Source organism: Paludibacter sp. 221 (assembly GCF_010501035.1).
Classification (GTDB): Bacteria; Bacteroidota; Bacteroidia; order Bacteroidales; family Paludibacteraceae; genus QVMH01.
In genome coordinates, this window is sequence record NZ_QVMH01000044.1 from 1 (window position 1) to 19,103 (window position 19,103).

The 19,103-nt window shown below is 40.1% G+C and carries 15 protein-coding genes and 1 pseudogene; 9 read left to right on the forward strand and 7 right to left on the reverse strand.

What is annotated here, in order from left to right; translation table 11 throughout:
• Positions 1–1,071, forward strand: a pseudogene (locus D0T49_RS09830) (hypothetical protein); the annotation flags it as partial.
• Between the two features lie 79 nt (positions 1,072–1,150).
• Here D0T49_RS09830 and D0T49_RS09835 read toward each other — a convergent pair.
• Positions 1,151–1,741, reverse strand: coding sequence for a hypothetical protein (locus D0T49_RS09835; RefSeq protein ID WP_163630894.1), 591 nt, complete (start codon positions 1,739–1,741; stop codon positions 1,151–1,153).
• 160 nt (positions 1,742–1,901) lie between these two features.
• Here D0T49_RS09835 and ruvX point away from each other — a divergent pair, with 160 nt between their 5' ends.
• The 3 genes from ruvX to ettA all read left to right on the forward strand — a co-directional run bounded on the left by ruvX (position 1,902) and on the right by ettA (position 4,767).
• Entirely contained in the window at positions 1,902–2,315 is a 414-nt protein-coding gene (gene ruvX, locus D0T49_RS09840) for a Holliday junction resolvase RuvX (RefSeq protein ID WP_163630896.1), read from the forward strand.
• A 57-nt stretch (positions 2,316–2,372) separates the two neighbouring features.
• Complete coding sequence (gene def / locus D0T49_RS09845) at positions 2,373–2,924, forward strand: peptide deformylase (protein ID WP_163630898.1); 552 nt, start codon at positions 2,373–2,375, stop codon at positions 2,922–2,924.
• A gap of 172 nt (positions 2,925–3,096) precedes the next feature.
• A complete protein-coding gene (gene ettA / locus D0T49_RS09850; protein WP_163630900.1) occupies positions 3,097–4,767 on the forward strand; it encodes an energy-dependent translational throttle protein EttA in 1,671 nt (556 codons plus the stop codon).
• 101 nt (positions 4,768–4,868) lie between these two features.
• On the opposite strand, the gene D0T49_RS09855 is transcribed toward ettA, so the two are convergent.
• The 5 genes from D0T49_RS09855 to D0T49_RS09875 all read right to left on the reverse strand — a co-directional run bounded on the left by D0T49_RS09855 (position 4,869) and on the right by D0T49_RS09875 (position 10,392).
• Positions 4,869–6,233: a DUF6242 domain-containing protein gene (locus D0T49_RS09855; RefSeq protein WP_163630902.1), complete on the reverse strand. Its 1,365-nt coding sequence runs from the start codon at positions 6,231–6,233 to the stop codon at positions 4,869–4,871.
• Positions 6,234–6,353: 120 nt separating this feature from the next.
• A complete protein-coding gene (locus D0T49_RS09860) occupies positions 6,354–7,118 on the reverse strand; it encodes an exodeoxyribonuclease III (RefSeq protein ID WP_163630904.1) in 765 nt (254 codons plus the stop codon).
• 20 nt (positions 7,119–7,138) lie between these two features.
• Positions 7,139–7,924, reverse strand: a complete 786-nt coding sequence (locus tag D0T49_RS09865; protein ID WP_163630906.1) for an ABC transporter ATP-binding protein — start codon at positions 7,922–7,924, stop codon at positions 7,139–7,141.
• 178 nt (positions 7,925–8,102) lie between these two features.
• The gene (locus D0T49_RS09870; RefSeq protein WP_370519662.1) at positions 8,103–8,846 is read right to left on the reverse strand and encodes an MlaE family ABC transporter permease; all 744 of its coding nucleotides are present in this window, start codon (positions 8,844–8,846) and stop codon (positions 8,103–8,105) included.
• A gap of 289 nt (positions 8,847–9,135) precedes the next feature.
• Positions 9,136–10,392 (reverse strand): hemolysin family protein, encoded by a 1,257-nt coding sequence (locus tag D0T49_RS09875; protein WP_163630922.1) that lies wholly within the window; start codon positions 10,390–10,392, stop codon positions 9,136–9,138.
• Positions 10,393–10,595: 203 nt separating this feature from the next.
• On the opposite strand from D0T49_RS09875, the gene D0T49_RS09880 reads away from it, so the two are divergent.
• On the forward strand, positions 10,596–12,044 hold the full coding sequence (locus D0T49_RS09880) for a S41 family peptidase (RefSeq protein WP_163630910.1): 1,449 nt from the start codon (positions 10,596–10,598) through the stop codon (positions 12,042–12,044).
• 49 nt (positions 12,045–12,093) lie between these two features.
• On the opposite strand, the gene D0T49_RS09885 is transcribed toward D0T49_RS09880, so the two are convergent.
• Positions 12,094–13,068 (reverse strand): polyprenyl synthetase family protein, encoded by a 975-nt coding sequence (locus tag D0T49_RS09885; protein ID WP_163630912.1) that lies wholly within the window; start codon positions 13,066–13,068, stop codon positions 12,094–12,096.
• Positions 13,069–13,285: 217 nt separating this feature from the next.
• Between D0T49_RS09885 and polA the strand changes: the two genes are divergently transcribed.
• From polA to D0T49_RS09905, 4 genes are all read left to right on the forward strand, one after another.
• Positions 13,286–16,084, forward strand: coding sequence for a DNA polymerase I (polA, locus tag D0T49_RS09890; RefSeq protein WP_163630914.1), 2,799 nt, complete (start codon positions 13,286–13,288; stop codon positions 16,082–16,084).
• Positions 16,085–16,228: 144 nt separating this feature from the next.
• A complete protein-coding gene (locus D0T49_RS09895; protein WP_163630916.1) occupies positions 16,229–16,897 on the forward strand; it encodes a PorT family protein in 669 nt (222 codons plus the stop codon).
• A 41-nt stretch (positions 16,898–16,938) separates the two neighbouring features.
• Complete coding sequence (locus D0T49_RS09900) at positions 16,939–17,112, forward strand: hypothetical protein (protein ID WP_163630918.1); 174 nt, start codon at positions 16,939–16,941, stop codon at positions 17,110–17,112.
• A gap of 105 nt (positions 17,113–17,217) precedes the next feature.
• Complete coding sequence (locus D0T49_RS09905; RefSeq protein WP_163630920.1) at positions 17,218–18,390, forward strand: HAMP domain-containing sensor histidine kinase; 1,173 nt, start codon at positions 17,218–17,220, stop codon at positions 18,388–18,390.
• Positions 18,391–19,103: the final 713 nt, after the last annotated feature.

The window sequence follows — 19,103 nt, forward strand, 5'->3', positions numbered from 1 at the left end:
CCACTATCTGCCCATGTGCAAGGTATGACAGTGTACAATACAGCAACAAGTGCGGAAGGAACACCCGATGCCGAAGTTGTAATGCCGGGCATGTATTACAACAATGGAACAAACTGGATAAGGCTTATCTCGCAATCGGAATCGCAAAGCCTTACAAACGTATATATTGACACCAATACTCCAACCGACACAGGTGCTAAGTTCTCTATCAATCCGCCATTTGATGACGAGGGCGATGCAAATGCTGATTTTGTGAACGACGATAGCCTGAAAGGTAAAACCGGAGTACTTTACATCGCTTTGGATGGCTCTATCTGGAGCTACAATGGAAGTAGCTATGTTACCTATACAGCTCCGGCTACGCCGGCTACTACAGCATGGTATCTTGCCGGGACTACAACGGATGCGGGAGGAAGCAAAACAGCGACGATTGAAAGAAATGGAGGTCTTATAATAAAAAACGGCAATATACTTCAGGAGAAAAAAACGGGAGTCTCAGGTACGGCTGCTGCTCGATTTTATGTGAATACTCCCGAGTATCAAGGTGGGGCGATTAATCCTATATCAATGATGGTAAGGATGGAAACAAAGGTTGCTAATGGGAAAACAAATACAGGAGTCGCAGTGGGCATTGGTGTTCGTACCTATTATTCTGGTGCTAGTAATAATGTAGGAACTGGAGGTGGCATAATGAACGTAGCGAAAGGAATTGAAGTTCTTTATGGTAGTTATGCTGCAGATGCAAAGGGAACTCTCAATGAAGCTCATGGATTATATCTCAGGGCATATAAAACTTCGAGTAATATGAAGATAAAGGTACTTTATGATATTTATACAGCAGGGGGTGTGAATGCTTATAATGATGATAATAAACATTATGGGCTTTATATAACAGGACAGGGAAAGAAAAACTATGTGGGAGGAAAAACTCTTTTTCAGCAGGGTATACAGTTATCTCTTTCGGTTGACGAAGCATTTAGCGGAGATGGTCTTAAATATACTTTGAGAGTGAGCGGAGGTAAACTTCAATTTCACGATGGTACGAGTTGGAAAGACGTTGTTTTACAATAGCGCTATTTTGTAATTCGAAAAACAATGAGGCAGGAATCAACTGATTCCTGCTTCTGTTATAGTTCGTTTAATCTTTGCTTTATAGTCTTACAAAGATTCCTGCGTTTAAAATTCCCCTGTATCCAAATCCTACTTCGAGAAATCCTCCGAACCTTTCTCCATACCGTATGCCGATAGGAGTTACCTGAAATGTGAAATAGGGAGTGGTATTATTGTCTTTTTCTCCATTTATAGCACTTGTATATGTAAGTCCGTAAAGCGTGGCTCCAACACCTGCTAAAGCATACATTTTAAATCGGTCGAAGTTCAGGTAAATAAAATCAGCTTCGGCAGCCAGTGTATAATGCCTTTTTTTGAAGTCGCCTATTTTTATATCATAGCGCATGGCTTCGGCGGTAGAATAGTCGAAGGCAAACAGTCCTCCAACGCCTATCCTTTCTCTGATACGGTACTTGTACGCTGCGTGTACCGACCCGTATGAGCTGCTGTTTTCCATTGTAGTACCTGTAGGTACTGATGATATGATTACATCGGATGTAATGTTGATAATCTCGTTGAAATTGAAGATGCCAACCCCAAGTTCTATTTCGTTTTTCTTGTATTGGGCGTTTGTGCTTATAAGGAGAGACGGAATCAGAAATAATGCTGAGAATAAAAGTATTTTTTTCATAAATCAAGCTTTTAGAGTTTTAGATATAAAACAATGGACGAAACAGAAAGTTCATTTCTCCTTTGTCGATATTTGTTTGGTTGAATCTTATCCATGTGTTTGACAAAATAAAATAGGTTTTTCTATACCATCATATTTATGTACCTTTGCAAACTATTTTATGGGACGGATTTTGGCAATTGATTACGGACAAAAGCGTGTGGGACTGGCTGTTACAGACCCTTTGCAGATTGTGGCGAATGGTCTTGATACCATTCCGGCTAATGTTGTGCTTGATTATCTGCAAAAATACGTAGCCCGCGAACAGGTTGATAAGATAGTGATAGGATTGCCTAAGCAGATGAATGGGCAGGAATCCGATTCGATGAAATATATCCGTCCTTTTGTCGAAAGGTTGAAACAGGCTTTTCCGGATATGGAAATTGTATATGTTGACGAGCGGTTTACCTCGGTTTTGGCACATAAAGCTATGCTCGACGGGGGACTGAAAAAGAAAGACAGGCAGAATAAAGCGCTGGTGGACAAAATAAGTGCTACTATAATACTACAAAGTTATTTGGAATCGGTAAGGTAAAATACCGATTGTACAACTCAACATTTTTTTAACGGCTAAAAAAACAAAATAAAATATATGATATTACCTATTTATACATATGGGAGTCCGGTTTTGAGGAAACCGACCGAAAAAATCGCTCCTGATTATCCAGAACTGAAAACGCTGGTCGACAATATGTTCGAAACAATGTACCATGCCGATGGAGTAGGGCTTGCTGCGCCGCAAATAGGCTTGCCTATACGTTTGCTGGTGATTGATTTGGTGCCGTTCAAAGAACAGGACCCTGAATTGGCCGCTTTTAAAGTGGCGATGATAAACCCCGAAATGCTGGAACTGAGCGAGGAAACAGAATCGTGCGAGGAGGGCTGTCTCAGTATTCCCGGTATTCATGAGTCGGTAGTTCGTGCGCAGAGAATAAAAATTCGTTATTATGATGCCGATTTCAACGAGCATACTGAGGTGTTTGAAGGGTACAAAGCACGTGTGGTACAACATGAATATGACCACTTGGAGGGTAATCTTTTTACCGATAAGGTAAATCCCTTGCGTCGTCAGCTGCTTAAATCTAAACTTACCAATATAGTGAAAGGTAAAGTCCGTGCTAGTTATAAAACGAAAAACGCGTAATTTACTTACGATTTACAGGGGTAAGAAACAAGAGGTAAGAGGTAAGTTTTTTATTCGCTAAAAATCATTAGCTTCTTGTTTGTCATTTTACTAAAAGCAACATTGATTCTTATCAAATACTTAATACTGATAATTCCAACAATTAAGCAATTCAACATTTAAACAGAAAATTATGTCTGACGATAAAAAGGTTATTTTTTCGATGGTTGGTGTGAGTAAAACATTTCCACCGCAAAAAAAGGTCTTAAGTAACATCTATCTTTCGTTTTTCTATGGTGCGAAAATAGGTATCATTGGTCTGAACGGCTCAGGTAAGTCCACGCTTTTGAAAATTATAGCGGGAGTGGAGAAATCGTATGATGGAGAAGTTGTTTTTTCGCCGGGCTATTCGGTTGGTTATTTGGAGCAGGAGCCTAAACTCGACCCTAATAAAACTGTAAAAGAAGTGGTACAGGAAGGGGTGCAGGAGGTTATGGATATGTTGGCCGAATACGATAAGATAAACGAACAGTTTACCGACCCCGATGCCGATTTTGATAAGCTGATAGCCCGTCAGGGAGAGTTGCAGGAATTGCTTGACCATGCCGATGCGTGGAATATTGACAATAAACTGGAGCGTGCTATGGACGCATTGCGTTGTCCGCCGGAAGAAGCCTTGGTTGCAAACTTGTCGGGAGGGGAGCGTCGCCGTGTAGCTTTGTGTCGTCTGTTGCTTCGTCAGCCCGATATTTTATTGCTCGATGAGCCTACCAACCATTTGGATGCCGAATCGGTAGAGTGGCTCGAACAGCATTTGCAACAATATGCGGGTACTGTTATTGCTATTACTCACGACCGTTATTTCCTTGATAATGTAGCAGGCTGGATATTGGAGTTGGACAGGGGAGAGGGAATACCTTGGAAAGGTAATTACTCGTCGTGGCTTGAGCAGAAAACCTCACGTATGGCTATGGAGGAGAAACAGGCCAGTAAACGCCGTAAAACTCTGGAGCGTGAGTTGGAGTGGGTACGTATGGCCCCTAAAGCCCGTCAGGCTAAAGGTAAAGCCCGTTTGGGTGCTTACGACCGCTTGCTGAACGAAGACCAGAAAGAAAAGGAAGAAAAACTGGAAATATTTATCCCGAATGGTCCCCGCTTAGGTAATAAGGTAGTTGAGGCTATTGATGTGGCAAAAGCTTATGGTGACAAATTGTTGTTCGAGCATCTTAATTTTATGCTTCCTCCCAATGGTATTGTTGGCGTTATCGGGCCTAACGGTGCGGGTAAAACTACGCTTTTCCGCTTGATTATGGGGATAGAAAAGGCGGATAAAGGAACATTTGAAGTGGGCGAAACTGTAAAAATAGGCTACGTTGACCAAAGCCATGCTGATATAGACCCTGAAAAAACGGTATTCCAGGTTATTTCCGGCGGTACTGAATTTATCCGTGTAGGCGGTAAGGAAATAAATGCGCGTGCTTACCTGTCGCGTTTTAATTTCACAGGTGGCGACCAGGAAAAACTGTGTGGTGTGCTGTCGGGTGGTGAGCGTAACCGCTTACACTTGGCTCTTACTCTGAAATCGGAGGCTAACGTATTGCTGCTGGATGAGCCAACCAATGATATTGACGTAAATACGTTGCGTGCTTTGGAGGAGGGGTTGGAGAGCTTTGCCGGCTGTGCTGTGGTTATCTCGCACGACCGTTGGTTCCTCGACCGGATTTGTACGCATATTATTGCTTTCGAAGGCGATTCGCAGATTTTTGTGTTCGAGGGCAGTTATTCCGAGTACGAAGAGAATAAGCGTAAACGCCTTGGTGATGAAACTCCTAAACGTATACGTTACAAAAAACTGATGGAGTAAAATATACTTCTTGCTTATACAATGAAAGGTGAACCGCTTTGGTTCACCTTTTTATTTTGGAATCATTACCTTTATTTGGAAAAATGTTTTTGTTCTGATTTTTATTGTCTGTCGAAGAACATGCGGTTTAGTCTGCCTGTCCATACATCCGAATATATCTCTCCGGTAGTTTTTCCACCTATCAGATAAATTCGTTTTTGGTCGTCCTCCATGTTTACAAATACCGACTGGTACGATCTTTTTTCGAACTCTATAGGAAGATAATTATATGTACTGTCAGGTAAATTCCAGTTGAGCCCCTGATTTGACGATTCCATGATTGGGATATATTCATTATCCACCGTTTGTGCTCCAAATATGAATAATTTATCGTCGTATTGAGCCAGTGCTGCACCTTCGGTTGAGCCAAGTATATTATCGCGGTAAGATACCCAGTATGTGCCGTTTTCGGTGCTCCAGTTTGTTTGTTTCAGCTTTCCGTCTTTATTATAACCTCCTGTGATAATAGCTTTAGGTTTTCCTACCTTGGTTTTGAACACCAAAGCAGCATATTCCGTCACAGGGAAACTGTCGTCTATCGTTTGGTTATTATCAGTCCATACACTTCCGTCGGTAGAGCTTTCAATGTAATATGCTCCGCCAGACTCCATAATAGCCCACAATTTGTTATTCAACGAGAATAATAAACTGAATAGTTTTTTGGTCGAAGTGTAGTTTCTTTGTTGCCAGTTGATTCCATTTTCCGAATAATATATATTTCCGCTATTATCAGTTACATACAGTTGGCTGTTATGCTCTGTCATATATCTCAGATTGAGCATAGTAGCATTTGCGGGCACAACTTCCATTGCAGTTTCAGCCCAATCGGCTTCGGGGGTGGTGGTAGTGTACAGGTAATTACTGTTTCCGGTCGACATGTAATAAAAATACTTGTTGCCGAACAATACGGCTTTTTGGTTACTCTCGGCCTGTGATACGATATTGCTTTTTATTTTATCCCAGATATATAATTCCCCTTCCACCTGATGCACATTTACTTTTATATGGTATATTCTGGTCGAGTCCCCATCCGATGAGGTATTCTGCAATTTGGTTTTTCTCGAAAAGTCGATTGTATCTTTTCCGGTAAGATAGATAGTATCAAGACCTCCTTCTGCTTTTTCTTGGTAGAGTAGGGCTGAAGAAGAACTTTTGAAATAAAAATTGGGGACAACGCTGTCAATCCGTGTTTTGTAAGCAAGCGAGTCGAGGTTTACAATTATAGAATCATTCAACTCACTATCGAATTCCAGCGTAAATACGGCGTTTTCCAATCCCGGTACACTATCATTTTTTGTAAACGTTAATGCCACAAAGTCAGGAATGCCTGCTACTTCTTTATCGTCCGTGTCGTTGCTGCCGATACAAGAAACAAATAATGCTGTAAGTATGAGTGAAAGTATAAAATGAATTGGTTTTAATTTCATGTTTTTGAGTGTCAATATATTATTCAGCAGGCAAAAATATAAACATTTTAGGGTATAATAAAGCTATTTTTTTGCTTTTATTGTTTTTTAATGAAATGAAAGCTATTTGTTTAATGCGTTTTATATCTCTATTTCCACAGAAACAGGACAGTGGTCGGAGTGTACAACATCCGATAGTATAGAAGCCGATTTTAATTTGTCCTGTAGAGGTGTAGTAACCCAGTGATAATCAATGCGCCAACCGGCATTGCGTTTGCGTGCTCCGGCACGGTAGCTCCACCAGCTGTATTTTTCGGGGCTTGAGTCGAAAAGGCGAAACGAATCTATCATACCTGAGCTTTCGTATCTGTCCATCCATTCCCTTTCTTCGGGCAGAAATCCCGAAACTCCTGTTTGTCTTTCGGGATGGTTTATATCAATAGGTTTGTGGCATATATTGTAGTCGCCGCAGATAATCAGGTTCGGACGTATTTTTTTTAGATTTTCCACAAAGGGGAGAAATGCATCCAAAAATGTCATTTTAAATGCTTGCCGTTCGTCGCCCGACGAGCCCGAAGGTATGTATACGCTTACAACCGACAAATCGCCATAGTCGGCACGGATAACACGCCCTTCGGCATCATAAAGCGGATTATCCATCCCAATCGTTACTTTATCAGGCTTCTGCTTGGTTATAATTGCTACACCACTATATCCTTTCTTTTGGGCTGAGTGCATATATACAGTGTACCCAAGTTCGGCAAATGCAAAAGTATCTATTTGTTCCGGCTGTGCCTTTGTCTCCTGCAAGCACAAAACGTCCGGACTTTCGGTTTTAATCCATTCCAGCAAGCCTTTCGACATGGCTGCACGTATTCCGTTTACGTTATATGATATTATTTTCATATCCTACTTTTGCAATGCGGTTAATGATGATTCAATATCTTCTCTTCCTGATTGTTTGCTTTTTTTACCTTCTTAAATAAGTCCGATGCAAAAACAAAATCGTTCAACTCCTTGCATTTCGCATGGAATATATTCTCTTTATTCCCCTGCCACACTTTCTCGCCATTTTCTATGAAAATAATGTTATCGCCGATTTCCATGATAGAGTTCATATCATGCGAGTTTATGATGGTAGTTATATCAAACTCGTGGGTAAGCTCATATATCAGTTGGTCGATAATGAGCGATGTTTTGGGGTCGAGCCCGGAGTTTGGCTCGTCGCAAAAAAGGTATTTCGGTTGCAGGGCAATGGCTCGCGCTATTGCTACCCGTTTTTGCATCCCTCCGCTTATTTCGGATGGCATAAGGTCGAATGCTTTTTCGTCGATATTAACGCGCGACAGGCAGAAGTTGGCACGCTCGGTATTTTCTTTTACACTGTCGGGCGAAAACATCTCTAAAGGAAACATTACGTTTTCGAATACCGACATCGAATCGAAAAGCGCAGAGCCTTGAAATAGCATACCCACCTCGCGGCGTAGTATTCTCACTTCTTTTATCCTCATATCAGGCAGATTGCGTCCGTCATACTCTATCCGGCCGCTATCAATGCGGTGAAGCCCGATGATGGATTTCAGCAATACTGTTTTACCCGAACCGCTTTGTCCTATAATCATATTTACTTTTCCGGGCTCGAAAACAGCCGAAATCCCTTTCAATACGGTTACATCGTCAAACGATTTTACAACATTCTTTATTTCTAACATAAGCTATATATTAACGCTTAATTGCAGGAATCACATTTTCTAGAACAAAAGAACAATATGGAATAATGTGGAACAAAAGAACAATGAGTACATGCCTACAACTCTTGTTTTTCAACTTCTTTTTGTTCTATTTTGCTCTATGTTTATCTATTTTGTTCTGATTCATTCTCGTAATCCACTAATTTAGCATCAATCCAGTGATTATCAGATTGAAAAACAGAATCAGTACGCTGCTGTTCACAACGGCGTTTGTACTGGCTTTGCCCACGTCCAAAGCTCCGCCTTTTACATAGTAACCGTAAAACGAAGCTACCGAAGCTATGATAAAGGCAAAAACAAGCGATTTTACCAATGAGTAAAATATATAATAAGGTATGAAGGCGTACTGAATCCCCAATAAATAGTCGGACACCGTTATTATATCGGTAAAAAGCCCTACGCAGTAACCTCCTATAAGCCCTATAGCCATACTGTAAATAACAAGAACAGGCATCATCAGAACAAATGCAGTAATACGGGGTAATATGAGGTAGCTTGCTGAATTTATACCCATTATCTCAAGTGCGTCGATTTGCTCTGTAATGCGCATTGTTCCTATCTCCGAAGCAATGTTAGAGCCTACTTTACCCGCAAGGATAAGGCACATGATGGTAGATGAAAATTCGAGAAGCAGCGTGTCGCGTGTAACGAGTCCGGTGCTGTATGCCGGTAGCAGAGGGTTTTCGGTATTGAGTTTGGTTTGTATGGTCATAATGGCTCCGATAAATACGGAGATGATTATAACAATGGGCAGCGATTGTACTCCAAGTTTATTAATCTCTTTTGCAAATTGCCGGAAAAACATGCGCCAGCGTTCGGGGGTGGAAAACACTTTGTTTATCAATAAAAAGTACTTCCCTGTAGTTTGTATTGATTGTGTTATGATGTTGTTACTCATGTTTGTTTTTATTACTCAGGCTTAGAAAATATGCGGTATTTTTATGCCGAATTGGGATTCGTATCAAAGTTTGCAAAGATACATTTTTATGAGCAAGGTTTGGTTTTGCAAATAAAAATAAATTATAAAATAGCTGTAGTAGTTATAAAATAAACTGAAAATATGATTGAAACTTTTTGCCTACAGTTTGCAACCCCTGCTGTATTTGGCACAAGTTACGCTATATTAAACTTGCGCCAGCGATTGAAAAAAACTAATAATTAAACATTGATAATTATTCTTCGTAGATGCTTAATCTAACAAGGTCGATGCGGCTATTGGTTATTTTGGTACATTTGAGCGTAAAGGCTCCGATGCGGATAACCTCATTCAGCTTTGGGAAATGCTGATAATGAAAAAGGATAAACCCGGCTATTGTGTCGTATTCGTCCGATTCGGGTATGTTCAGGTTATACTTCGAGTTTATTGTTTTTACTTCGAGCCTTCCCGAAAACAGATATTCACTCTCATTTATTCTTTCCGAAATATACTCATGAGTGTCGTGTTCGTCCTCAATTTCGCCGAATATTTGCTCAATGATATCTTCGAGGGTGATAATACCTGCAGTTCCTCCAAACTCGTCCACCACTACAGCAATGCTTTTTTTCTCTTGCATGAAAGTTTTCATCAGCTTTTGGGCGGCCATGTTTTCGGGCACAATCGGTATTTTATTGATATGTTCTTTCCAGTTGTTTTGGTGGGTAAACATTTCCGACGAGTGTATGTAGCCTACCACATTATCAATATCCCCTTTGTAAATGATGATTTTTGAAAGCCCGGTTTCGATAAAAGTTTGTTTCAGCGTTTCCACATCCACGCTATGGTCCAGTGCTATTATTTCGGGGCGTGGCACATAGCAGTCGCGCAGCTTTACATTGGAAAAGTCTAGCGCGTTTTGCAATATCTTCACCTCATTTTCAATTTCCTCTTCGGTATTGCTCCCGTCAAACGATTCTTCTACCAGATAATTGAAGTCGATGCGCGAAAAAGTATTGCTTTCGGCTTCTTTGTTTCGCTTTATCCCGAATATCCTTAATATCAGGATAGAAAGCCATGTGCTTATGCTCGAAATGGGATACAGCACGATGTAGAAAATAAGCAGGATAGGAGAGAATATGTTCAGCCACAGGTTAGGGTTTGCCCTGAAAATGGTTTTGGGTAAAAACTCGCCCGTAATCAATACTATAATAGTTGCGAGAATAGTTTGTGCCAAGGTTATGAGAAACTGGCTTTTCAGGAACAATAGGTAAGGTGTCAACATGTTGGCCATCAATATACCATATACTACCAAACATATATTGTTGCCCACCAGCATGGTAGATATGTATTGCTGGGGATGCTTGTAAAATATGGAGATGATGGAAGATGCCAGCCCTTTTTGTTTCTTATCCAGTTCGAATCGCAGTTTGTTCGAGGTTACAAACGCAATTTCCATTCCCGAAAAGAAGGCAGAGAAAACTAATATTATGATAACAAGCCAAATAGTACTCAAAATATCCGAAATATTGATGAATAAGTGCAAAGATATAACTTTTTAATATTTCTTGTTTGTTTTTTCTTTACCTCTTGATAGAAAATAAGTGTCTGACCAATAAATAAAACCGAGGTTATAATTTTTTCTGTAAATATTCGTTTATTATTGAGTCAGAAAATACTACTTTTGAGTTTTTATTTTAAATGTAAAGTGTCTTGAACATGAAAATATCTTTTCCTAAAACCGGTTTCTTATTGTATTTATCCGTATTTCTTTTGTTTTTCGCATCGTGTGACAATAATAATGAGCCTTCGGATGTTACTACAGTAACTAAAAAAGTAAACAATTTTATCCACAGCACATTTAAAGAAGTTTATTTATGGGATAAATATCTTCCTTCTATCAATCCGAATAAAGAGGCCGACTCGTTTGCTTATTTTGATAAGTTGGTTTACAAAGACGATAAATGGTCGATGCTGACTGATAAAATCAGCGATTTGCAAGATAGCTTTTATGGGGAGGATACCACATTCGGTTATTCGCTGGTGATATACCGCTTTTCGAACTCGGATACATACTTCGCAGTAGTTCAGTTTGTGTACCCCGATTCTCCAGCCGACAATGCGGGGGTGAAGCGGGGAGATATTATCATGACTATCGATGGTAATGACATAACAGCCGCCAATTATCTTGATTTATACTACGCCTCGTCTATAAAATTAGGAATTGGAGAAGTTGGCAGCGACAGAAAATTATCGTTGGCAAAAACCGTATCGTTGAATGCGGTTAAGCAATATATGAATCCTGTTATGATTTCGAAAGTGATTGAAGCGGGTGGCAAAAAGGTCGGCTATTTGCTCTATACCAGCTTTTTGCTGAAATCTCACCGCGAATTGCAGGAAGCTATTACCGGATTTAAGAACATGGGTGTGACCGACGTAGTGCTCGATTTGCGTTACAATGGGGGAGGTACAGCCGTTACCTCACAGTTGCTTTGTAGCATGTTGGTTAACGAGGAGGCTTTCAGGAACAAGTCCGTATTTCTTCAGCAGGTTTGGAACGATGGTTATATGGAGTACTTCAAATACAGGGGCGAAGAGACAAATGAATATTTTGTGCATGAGTATAAGTCTCAGAATGCTGATGAAAGTGTGGTTGTAGATAACATTAACCTTTCCACTATCTACATACTTACGGGTAATGGTACGGCATCGGCCTCCGAAGCTACTATTATCGGCTTGAAACCCTATCTGGACGTTGTACTTATTGGCGAAACAACATCGGGCAAGTATTGCGGAGGAGTTTTGCTGGAGCCTGAAAATATAGGAATAAAAGATAGCGACCTGTACGACTGGGGAATGTATATTATGGTATATCGCTTTGCCAATAAAAATGGTTTCCCCGCGCTTACAGATGTAAGTGGGATAGCCCCCAACTATTATGTTGAAGAAGATATTATAACCAACCCTGTTGCCCTTGGCGAGCAAAACGAGCCTTTACTTGCTAAAGCTATCGAACTGATTACAGGACAGTCCGGCGTACAGCAGTCGCCAAGTAAGACACGTATGCTGGACAGAAAACTTGTTCCCGCTGATTTGAAAATACCGTTGAAACCGTTGGACGAAAAAATGATTGATACCAAAGCAGTTGTTATTCCTTCGGCGAAGTAAAAATATCCAAGTGGAATTGTGTGTGTGATGAAATAACGACGGGGGAGGTTTATATTTTTCTGTCTATAATAAACTCTGCATTGGCTATCAGAGCGTCTTTTATATCGCTTTGCGGGAAAGTGGCAAGCTCGTTAATGGCTTTTTGCTTATAAAGCTCCATTTGTTTTTCGGCATAGCGGATGCCGCCGTTTTCGTGGGCAAAATTCATTATCTCGCGGATATTCTTCTGCGAAAAGTCTTTGTTCTTAATCCAGTGGCAAATTTTTTCTTTTTCCTTTTCGTGGGCATTCTGCAATGCAAAAATTAGAGGCAGGGTGACTTTCCCATCGCGAATGTCGTTGCCGGTAGGCTTGCCTATATGGGCATTTTCGTAATAATCAAATATGTCGTCTTTCAGCTGGAAGGCGATACCTATATATTCTCCGTAATTACGTAAATGCAATAATTCCTCTTTGCTTGCATTTACAGACAAAGCGCCTACTTCGGTACATGTAGAAAACAACAACGCGGTTTTTTTACGTATCACATTGAAATACTCTTCTTCGGTAATTTTTGTCTGGTCACGGTTGGAGAGTTGTAGCAATTCCCCATCGGAAAGCTGCATGCCTATGTTGGAGATGGAGTATAGAATGTCTATTTTTTCAGTTTTGGTGGCATAGTACAATGCATTCGACAGCATATTGTCGCCTGCCAGAATTGCTATCTTGTTGTTCCACCGTGCGTTTACTGATTTGCGGCCGCGCCGTTCGAAGGTGTCGTCTACCACGTCGTCGTGTATGAGGCTTGCCGTATGCAGCAACTCCAGAGATACAGCACTGTCGATTGTGGATTTATTTATCTCTCCAAATATCTTTGCGCTTAATATCACCAGTATAGGACGTAGTTGTTTTCCTGTTCCTTGTCCTATATGTTCGTTTATGTTGGATAGCAATGGATTGTCCGATTGAAGAGCGGCTGCAAATCTTTCTTCAAAGAGATGTATTTCTTTTAGAATAGGTTTTTTTATGTCTTCAATCAGAATCATGTAATGTGATAGTTTTTTTTTAACAAGTTGCAAAAGTACATAATTTTATGTTTTCTTTTATGGTCTGACCTTTAATTCTGTGTATTTTTTAATACTTTTATACCCGAATTCATTTATATCTGTTTTATAACGGCAGGAAAACGGAAAAATGGATTTATACAAAAGCATTCAAGGCAGAATAATAGTTCTGTGATACTCCAATAAAAAAAGATGATTCATGAAGAGATTATTGTTATTAGACGCTTACGCAATTATTTACCGAGCATACTACGCATTCATAAAATTTCCACGTATTAATTCGAAAGGGCTTAATACATCTGCAATATATGGGTTTGTAAATACACTGGAGGATGTGCTGAAGCGCGAAAATCCTACTCACGTGGCGGTTGCTTTTGATCCACCGGGTAAAACATTTCGCCACGAGGCATATGAGCATTATAAAGCCCAACGCGAAATGACTCCCGAAGATATCCGTACGGCGGTTCCTATTATAAAGGAGATAATTCGCGCTTACAATATTCCGGTGCTTGAGGTTGCGGGTTTTGAGGCAGACGATGTTATCGGAACAATAGCAAAAAAGGCTGAGAAAGAAAGTTTCGAGGTTTTGATGGTAACGCCCGATAAGGATTATGGGCAGTTGGTTTCGGAACATATTTTTATTTATCGCCCTAAACATTCGGGGGGGTACGAAGTGATGGGCCCCGAAGCAGTAAAGAAGAAATTTGAGATTGAAAGTCAGGAGCAGGTTATTGACTTGTTGGGCTTGATGGGCGATGCTTCGGATAACATACCGGGATGCCCCGGTGTAGGGGAGAAAACTGCGGTAAAACTGCTCAAGCAGTTTGGTAGTATTGACGAACTGTTGAAGCGGACTGATGAACTAAGCGGGGCTATCAAAACAAAGATAGAGGATAATAAAGAGTTGATAGAGTTTTCACGTTTTTTGGCTACTATTAAAACAGATGTGCCTATCGAGTTTGACGAGGAGGTGCTGAAAATGGAGCCAATTAACGAGGCTAAATTGAGGGAGATATTTGAAGAACTTGAATTTTATTCGTTATTGTCGCGTATCACGGGAAAGGACGAAAAAAATCCGTTAGAAGCTGCTAAGAAGAAAAAGAAAGTTGGCGGAGAACAAATGTCGCTTTTTGGGGCGGATGAAGTTGCGGTAAAGAAAAAAACGGAAGAACCTATTGTGACCAATATGAAGTCGCTTGCTGATGTTCCTCACAATTATGTTTTGGTAGATACGAAAGAGAAGCGTGCCGATTTAATAGATAAATTGATGAAACAGCCATCCGTTTGTTTCGACACCGAAACAACAAGTGTGGACGTGTTCAGCGCAGAACTGGTGGGGCTTTCGTTTTCTTACTCGATAGGCGAGGCTTATTTTGTGTCGCTTCCGGAAGATACAGAAGAGATAAAAAATATTGTTTCGGAGTTCAGCGCTTTTTTTGAAAATGAGGGAATCGAAAAAATAGGTCAGAATCTTAAATTCGACTTGCTGATGCTATCAATGTATGGCATCCAACTGAAAGGAAAGTTGTTTGATACGATGATTGCACATTATTTGGTTCAGCCCGAATTGCGTCATGGGATGGATTACCTTGCTGAGATTTATTTGAAATACCGTACTATTCGTTACGAGGAGCTTGTAGGGGCTAAGGGCAAAAATCAGGCAAGCATACGTACGGTTGATATTAACGCACTGTGTGATTATGCGGCAGAGGACGCAGATGTTACTTTCCAACTGAAACAAGTGCTTGAGAAAGAACTGAAAGCAAACGGGCTGGAAAAACTCTTTTATGAAATAGAAATGCCGCTGATGCGTGTGTTGGCTATTATGGAAGAAAACGGGGTGCGTATTGATAGCGAGGCATTGCACCAAAGCTCGGAAGTGCTGACGGGCGAAATGCTGAAACTGGAGAAAGAAATACATGAAATGGCGGGGACTGAGTTTAATGTCAGTTCGGCAAAACAAGTGGGCGAAGTCCTGTTTGTAAACATGAAGATTGACGAGAATGCCCGAAAAACCAAAAGTGGGCAATACTCAACATCAGAAGATGTTTTGGAAAAGCTTCGCTCGAAGCATCCGATTGTCGGAAAGATATTGGAATATCGTGGTCTGAAAAAATTGTTGAGTACCTATATCGACGCATTGCCTTTGCTTATTAACTCTAAAACGGGTAAGGTACATACTTCGTACAACCAAACAGTGACATCTACCGGAAGGCTTAGTTCCAGTAATCCTAATCTGCAAAATATACCTATTCGCGATTCGCAGGGAAAAGAAATAAGAAAGGCTTTTATTCCGGAGAAAGACTGTATGTTTTTCAGTGCCGATTACTCGCAGATAGAACTGCGTATCATGGCGCATTTGAGCGAAGATAAAAACATGTTGGACGCGTTTAATAGTGGATACGATATTCATACCGCTACGGCTGCCAAAATATTCAAAGTTCCGTTGAACGAAGTAACTTCCGGTATGCGGCGTAAGGCTAAAACAGCCAATTTCGGGATTATTTATGGTATCTCCGCATTCGGATTGGCCGACAGGCTGAATATATCGCGTACGGAAGCAAAAGAACTTATTGACGGGTATTTTGAAACCTATCCTTCGGTAAAGCTATACATTGAAAATACGGTAAAGAAAGCAAAAGAAAATGGCTATGTGGAAACCCTTTTAGGGCGGAAACGTTTTTTGCCCGATATCAATTCCCAAAACAGCATTGTACGCAATTATGCTGAGCGAAATGCTATCAATGCCCCGATACAGGGAACTGCTGCCGACATTATAAAAATAGCTATGGTGCGTATCCAGAAGCGGATTGAAACTGAAAAAATAAAATCGGAGATGATTATGCAGGTACATGACGAGTTGAACTTTAATGTACTGAAACCGGAGCTTGAAAAAGTGCGTAAACTGGTGATAGAGGAAATGGAGCAGGCGTTTATGCTGGCTATACCTCTTGTTGCCGATTGTGGAGTAGGGGATAACTGGTTGGAAGCGCATTAATAACTTCCGGCATATGTGGTAAAAGAAGAATTCTTCTGAAAAAAAGTTATTAAGCGTTTTTTATTCTAATTGTTTTATCCTAAAAAAATAGTTCCTGAAAAAAACGATTATCTTTGTCCCGTTTTATAAATTAATGTATCGAAAATGAAGAATACTTTCCGGTTTACACTTTTTGTTTTTATTCTTACGTCGTTTTTTACTCTTCAGGGGCAAACTTACCGCATCGAAGCCGGTTATTTGCAGCCGGTTCGTTATTCCAGCGAAGCGAGTAACCGCAATTTTAATGGGGTTCGCATAGGTGGTACTGTCGATTTTAAAATACCTAAGGTTGATTTTATGACCATTCATACCGGACTGTTGTATTCGTTTACATTTGGTAATAATACGCAGAAATATGTATTTAGTTCGATACGCGATTCAGTTAACTTCAATACACAAGGGCATTATATTGATATCCCGTTGCACTTGACGGTTTCGCATGAGTTGTTTAAGAATAAAATAAAAGTATTTGCTTTTGCCGGGCCTAATTTTAATATCGGACTGTATCAGCCGGAGAAGGTGAAAACAACGATTACGGATGAGAACGGGTTAAATACCTTGAAAGAAACGTTTGGTTATGTTGTTGGCGAAAGTAATTTGTATGATGGTCGCCTAAACCGCTTTAATTTTCAATTGGAAGCCGGCGCAGGTATCCAGTGGTGGAAACTGATGGTAAAAGGGGGCTATAGTTTCGGAATTAATAATTTAAGTAAACAGGACTATCACAGGCTGCAACAGGGTGGATGGTATATAACCGCTGCTTATGAATTTTGATAAATTTATAAATAATAAAGATTCACTAGTGTCCCATTAAAATGAGACGATTAAATAAATCTAGTCCACAAGAACCATATTGTACTTTGCTATACTCCTGCCTGAAAGGCAAGACAGTAGCTTTCAGTCCTGCCTTTCAGGCAGAGGGTGCTGTTTGTTTTTCCTCCGCAGGCCACATGCCTGTGGTGTCCGATACATCGGACTGTTCCATATGATAGTCTGACTTTTCAAGTCAGCATACTTTTTAAAATACATTCAAAAAATTTACCTCTAACCTCTCGCTTCTTACCTCTGTAACTTGCAACTACTTAATCAGTATTATGAAGAAAAACAACTTGTACGCTGTATCGCAACGCCTCAAGCTCATTTTCATAGCAATAGCCGTTCTCATAGTTTCGGCTTCTACCTTTTTTACCAATCGGTTGGCAAAATCACTGGCAGAGGAGGAGCAAAAAAAGATAGAGATATGGGCCGAAGCCACCCATTTTCTGTCGATGAGCAATATTGATGATAATATGGTGAATGAACTAGTATTGAAAATAATTAAGGGAAACACTACCATTCCGGTGATTGTAGGCTATAAAGACAAAATAATAGAGGTACGAAACGTAAAGACACCATCCGAAGAAAAAGAAGATGAGTATTATGCCAAATGTGTAGAACGGTTCAAAGAGAAGCACGAGCCGATTGTATTACAGGTAATCGACGAAAAGATGTATGTTTATTACGACGATTCGTCGCTTCTTAAGCAATTATATTATTTTCCATACGTCCAGTTAGGCATTATTCTTATTTTTATACTGATTGCTCTTTTTGCATTTGGCAGCACTAAAAAAGCCGAGCAAAACCAAGTATGGGTAGGGTTGTCAAAAGAAACGGCACACCAGCTCGGTACGCCTATTTCATCGCTACTGGCATGGTCGGAATTACTGAAAAGTAAATATCCAGACGACAACCTGCTAAACGAGATGGAAAAGGACGTAAACCGCTTGAGGATTATCGCTGAGCGTTTTTCCAAGATAGGCTCCATCCCCGACATGCAGTCGGTAGACCTGAAAGAAGTATTAAAAAATGCGGTGCAATACGTAAGTAACCGTTCGTCCAAAAAAGTGAGTATGCAATGTCATTTTCAGAACAACGTACCGCTTTATGTAGAACTGAACGTACCGCTTTTTGAATGGGTGATTGAAAACCTGTGCAAAAACGCCATAGACGCAATGGATGGCGAAGGCAATGTTGACATTTACGTAGAAACAAAAGACAACGATTTATTTATCGACATAAAAGACACGGGAAAAGGATTGGAAAAGCGACAATTTAAAGCCATTTTCACACCGGGCTATACTACCAAAAAACGTGGTTGGGGACTGGGACTATCGTTAGCAAAAAGGATAGTAGAAGAATATCACTGCGGAAAAATATTCGTAAAACAATCGGAAATAAACGTAGGAACAACCATACGGCTTAGTCTGAAACTGAAAGGCTGTAAATAGGCCAAGTTAGATGAAACAAATTTCATCTAACTTCTATTTTATCTCCTAATTATCAGGTTGTTATTCTAATTTGCAGCTGTCCATTTTGGCATCGTTACCCCAAATTTAGCTCTGTTCCATCAGATTTGTAATCAGTCTTGATGCTCGTCTCCCGGTTCTAAAATCTTGGCATATTACTGAAAAATAGTTGGTAAAATCTCCATAAGCAATTGTTATTCATATTTTTACAAAAGTTTTATGAAAGTGGTTTCATAAAACTTTTTCTTTGTATTAGAAATGGCAAAAAAGCGTTGCTGGGGGGGCTGGAAGTTTAGAGGTAATTCGTTGGGGATTTCAGAATAATAAGCAACGTTTTAAGTGTAAAAATTGTGGATTATTGTTTTGTAATAATCGTCCAGAACAGCGGGTAAAAAAATAGATTTGTTTGGTTCAAAAAATGGGGTTTGGAGCGGCAGACATATAAAACACTCTGATTTTTCTAACGAAAAATAGGTTTTTTAAGCCATCTGAAGATACCCGAAATGAAAAAAGGAGCAGAATAAACTGCTCCCATTTCGGTATGTCTTGAAGTCTATTGCTAATAGGTTGCTCCTCAGCAGAGCCTATGTCCTCTTCAACTTCGCACAAACTTAGATAAAAATATGCTATTTATAAGCGAGTCTGATAAAAGAATAGCTTATTTTATTCAAACAAGACCAACAATATGTATCTTC

Bases quoted from the DNA above. Each gene is read 5' to 3' on its own strand.
- D0T49_RS09835 (WP_163630894.1), bottom strand. From the start codon at position 1,741: ATGAAAAAAATACTTTTATTCTCAGCATTATTTCTGATTCCGTCTCTC.
- ruvX (WP_163630896.1), top strand. From the start codon at position 1,902: ATGGGACGGATTTTGGCAATTGATTACGGACAAAAGCGTGTGGGACTG.
- def (WP_163630898.1), top strand. From the start codon at position 2,373: ATGATATTACCTATTTATACATATGGGAGTCCGGTTTTGAGGAAACCG.
- ettA (WP_163630900.1), top strand. From the start codon at position 3,097: ATGTCTGACGATAAAAAGGTTATTTTTTCGATGGTTGGTGTGAGTAAA.
- D0T49_RS09855 (WP_163630902.1), bottom strand. From the start codon at position 6,233: ATGAAATTAAAACCAATTCATTTTATACTTTCACTCATACTTACAGCA.
- D0T49_RS09860 (WP_163630904.1), bottom strand. From the start codon at position 7,118: ATGAAAATAATATCATATAACGTAAACGGAATACGTGCAGCCATGTCG.
- D0T49_RS09865 (WP_163630906.1), bottom strand. From the start codon at position 7,924: ATGTTAGAAATAAAGAATGTTGTAAAATCGTTTGACGATGTAACCGTA.
- D0T49_RS09880 (WP_163630910.1), top strand. From the start codon at position 10,596: ATGAAAATATCTTTTCCTAAAACCGGTTTCTTATTGTATTTATCCGTA.
- D0T49_RS09885 (WP_163630912.1), bottom strand. From the start codon at position 13,068: ATGATTCTGATTGAAGACATAAAAAAACCTATTCTAAAAGAAATACAT.
- polA (WP_163630914.1), top strand. From the start codon at position 13,286: ATGAAGAGATTATTGTTATTAGACGCTTACGCAATTATTTACCGAGCA.
- D0T49_RS09895 (WP_163630916.1), top strand. From the start codon at position 16,229: ATGAAGAATACTTTCCGGTTTACACTTTTTGTTTTTATTCTTACGTCG.
- D0T49_RS09900 (WP_163630918.1), top strand. From the start codon at position 16,939: ATGAGACGATTAAATAAATCTAGTCCACAAGAACCATATTGTACTTTG.
- D0T49_RS09905 (WP_163630920.1), top strand. From the start codon at position 17,218: ATGAAGAAAAACAACTTGTACGCTGTATCGCAACGCCTCAAGCTCATT.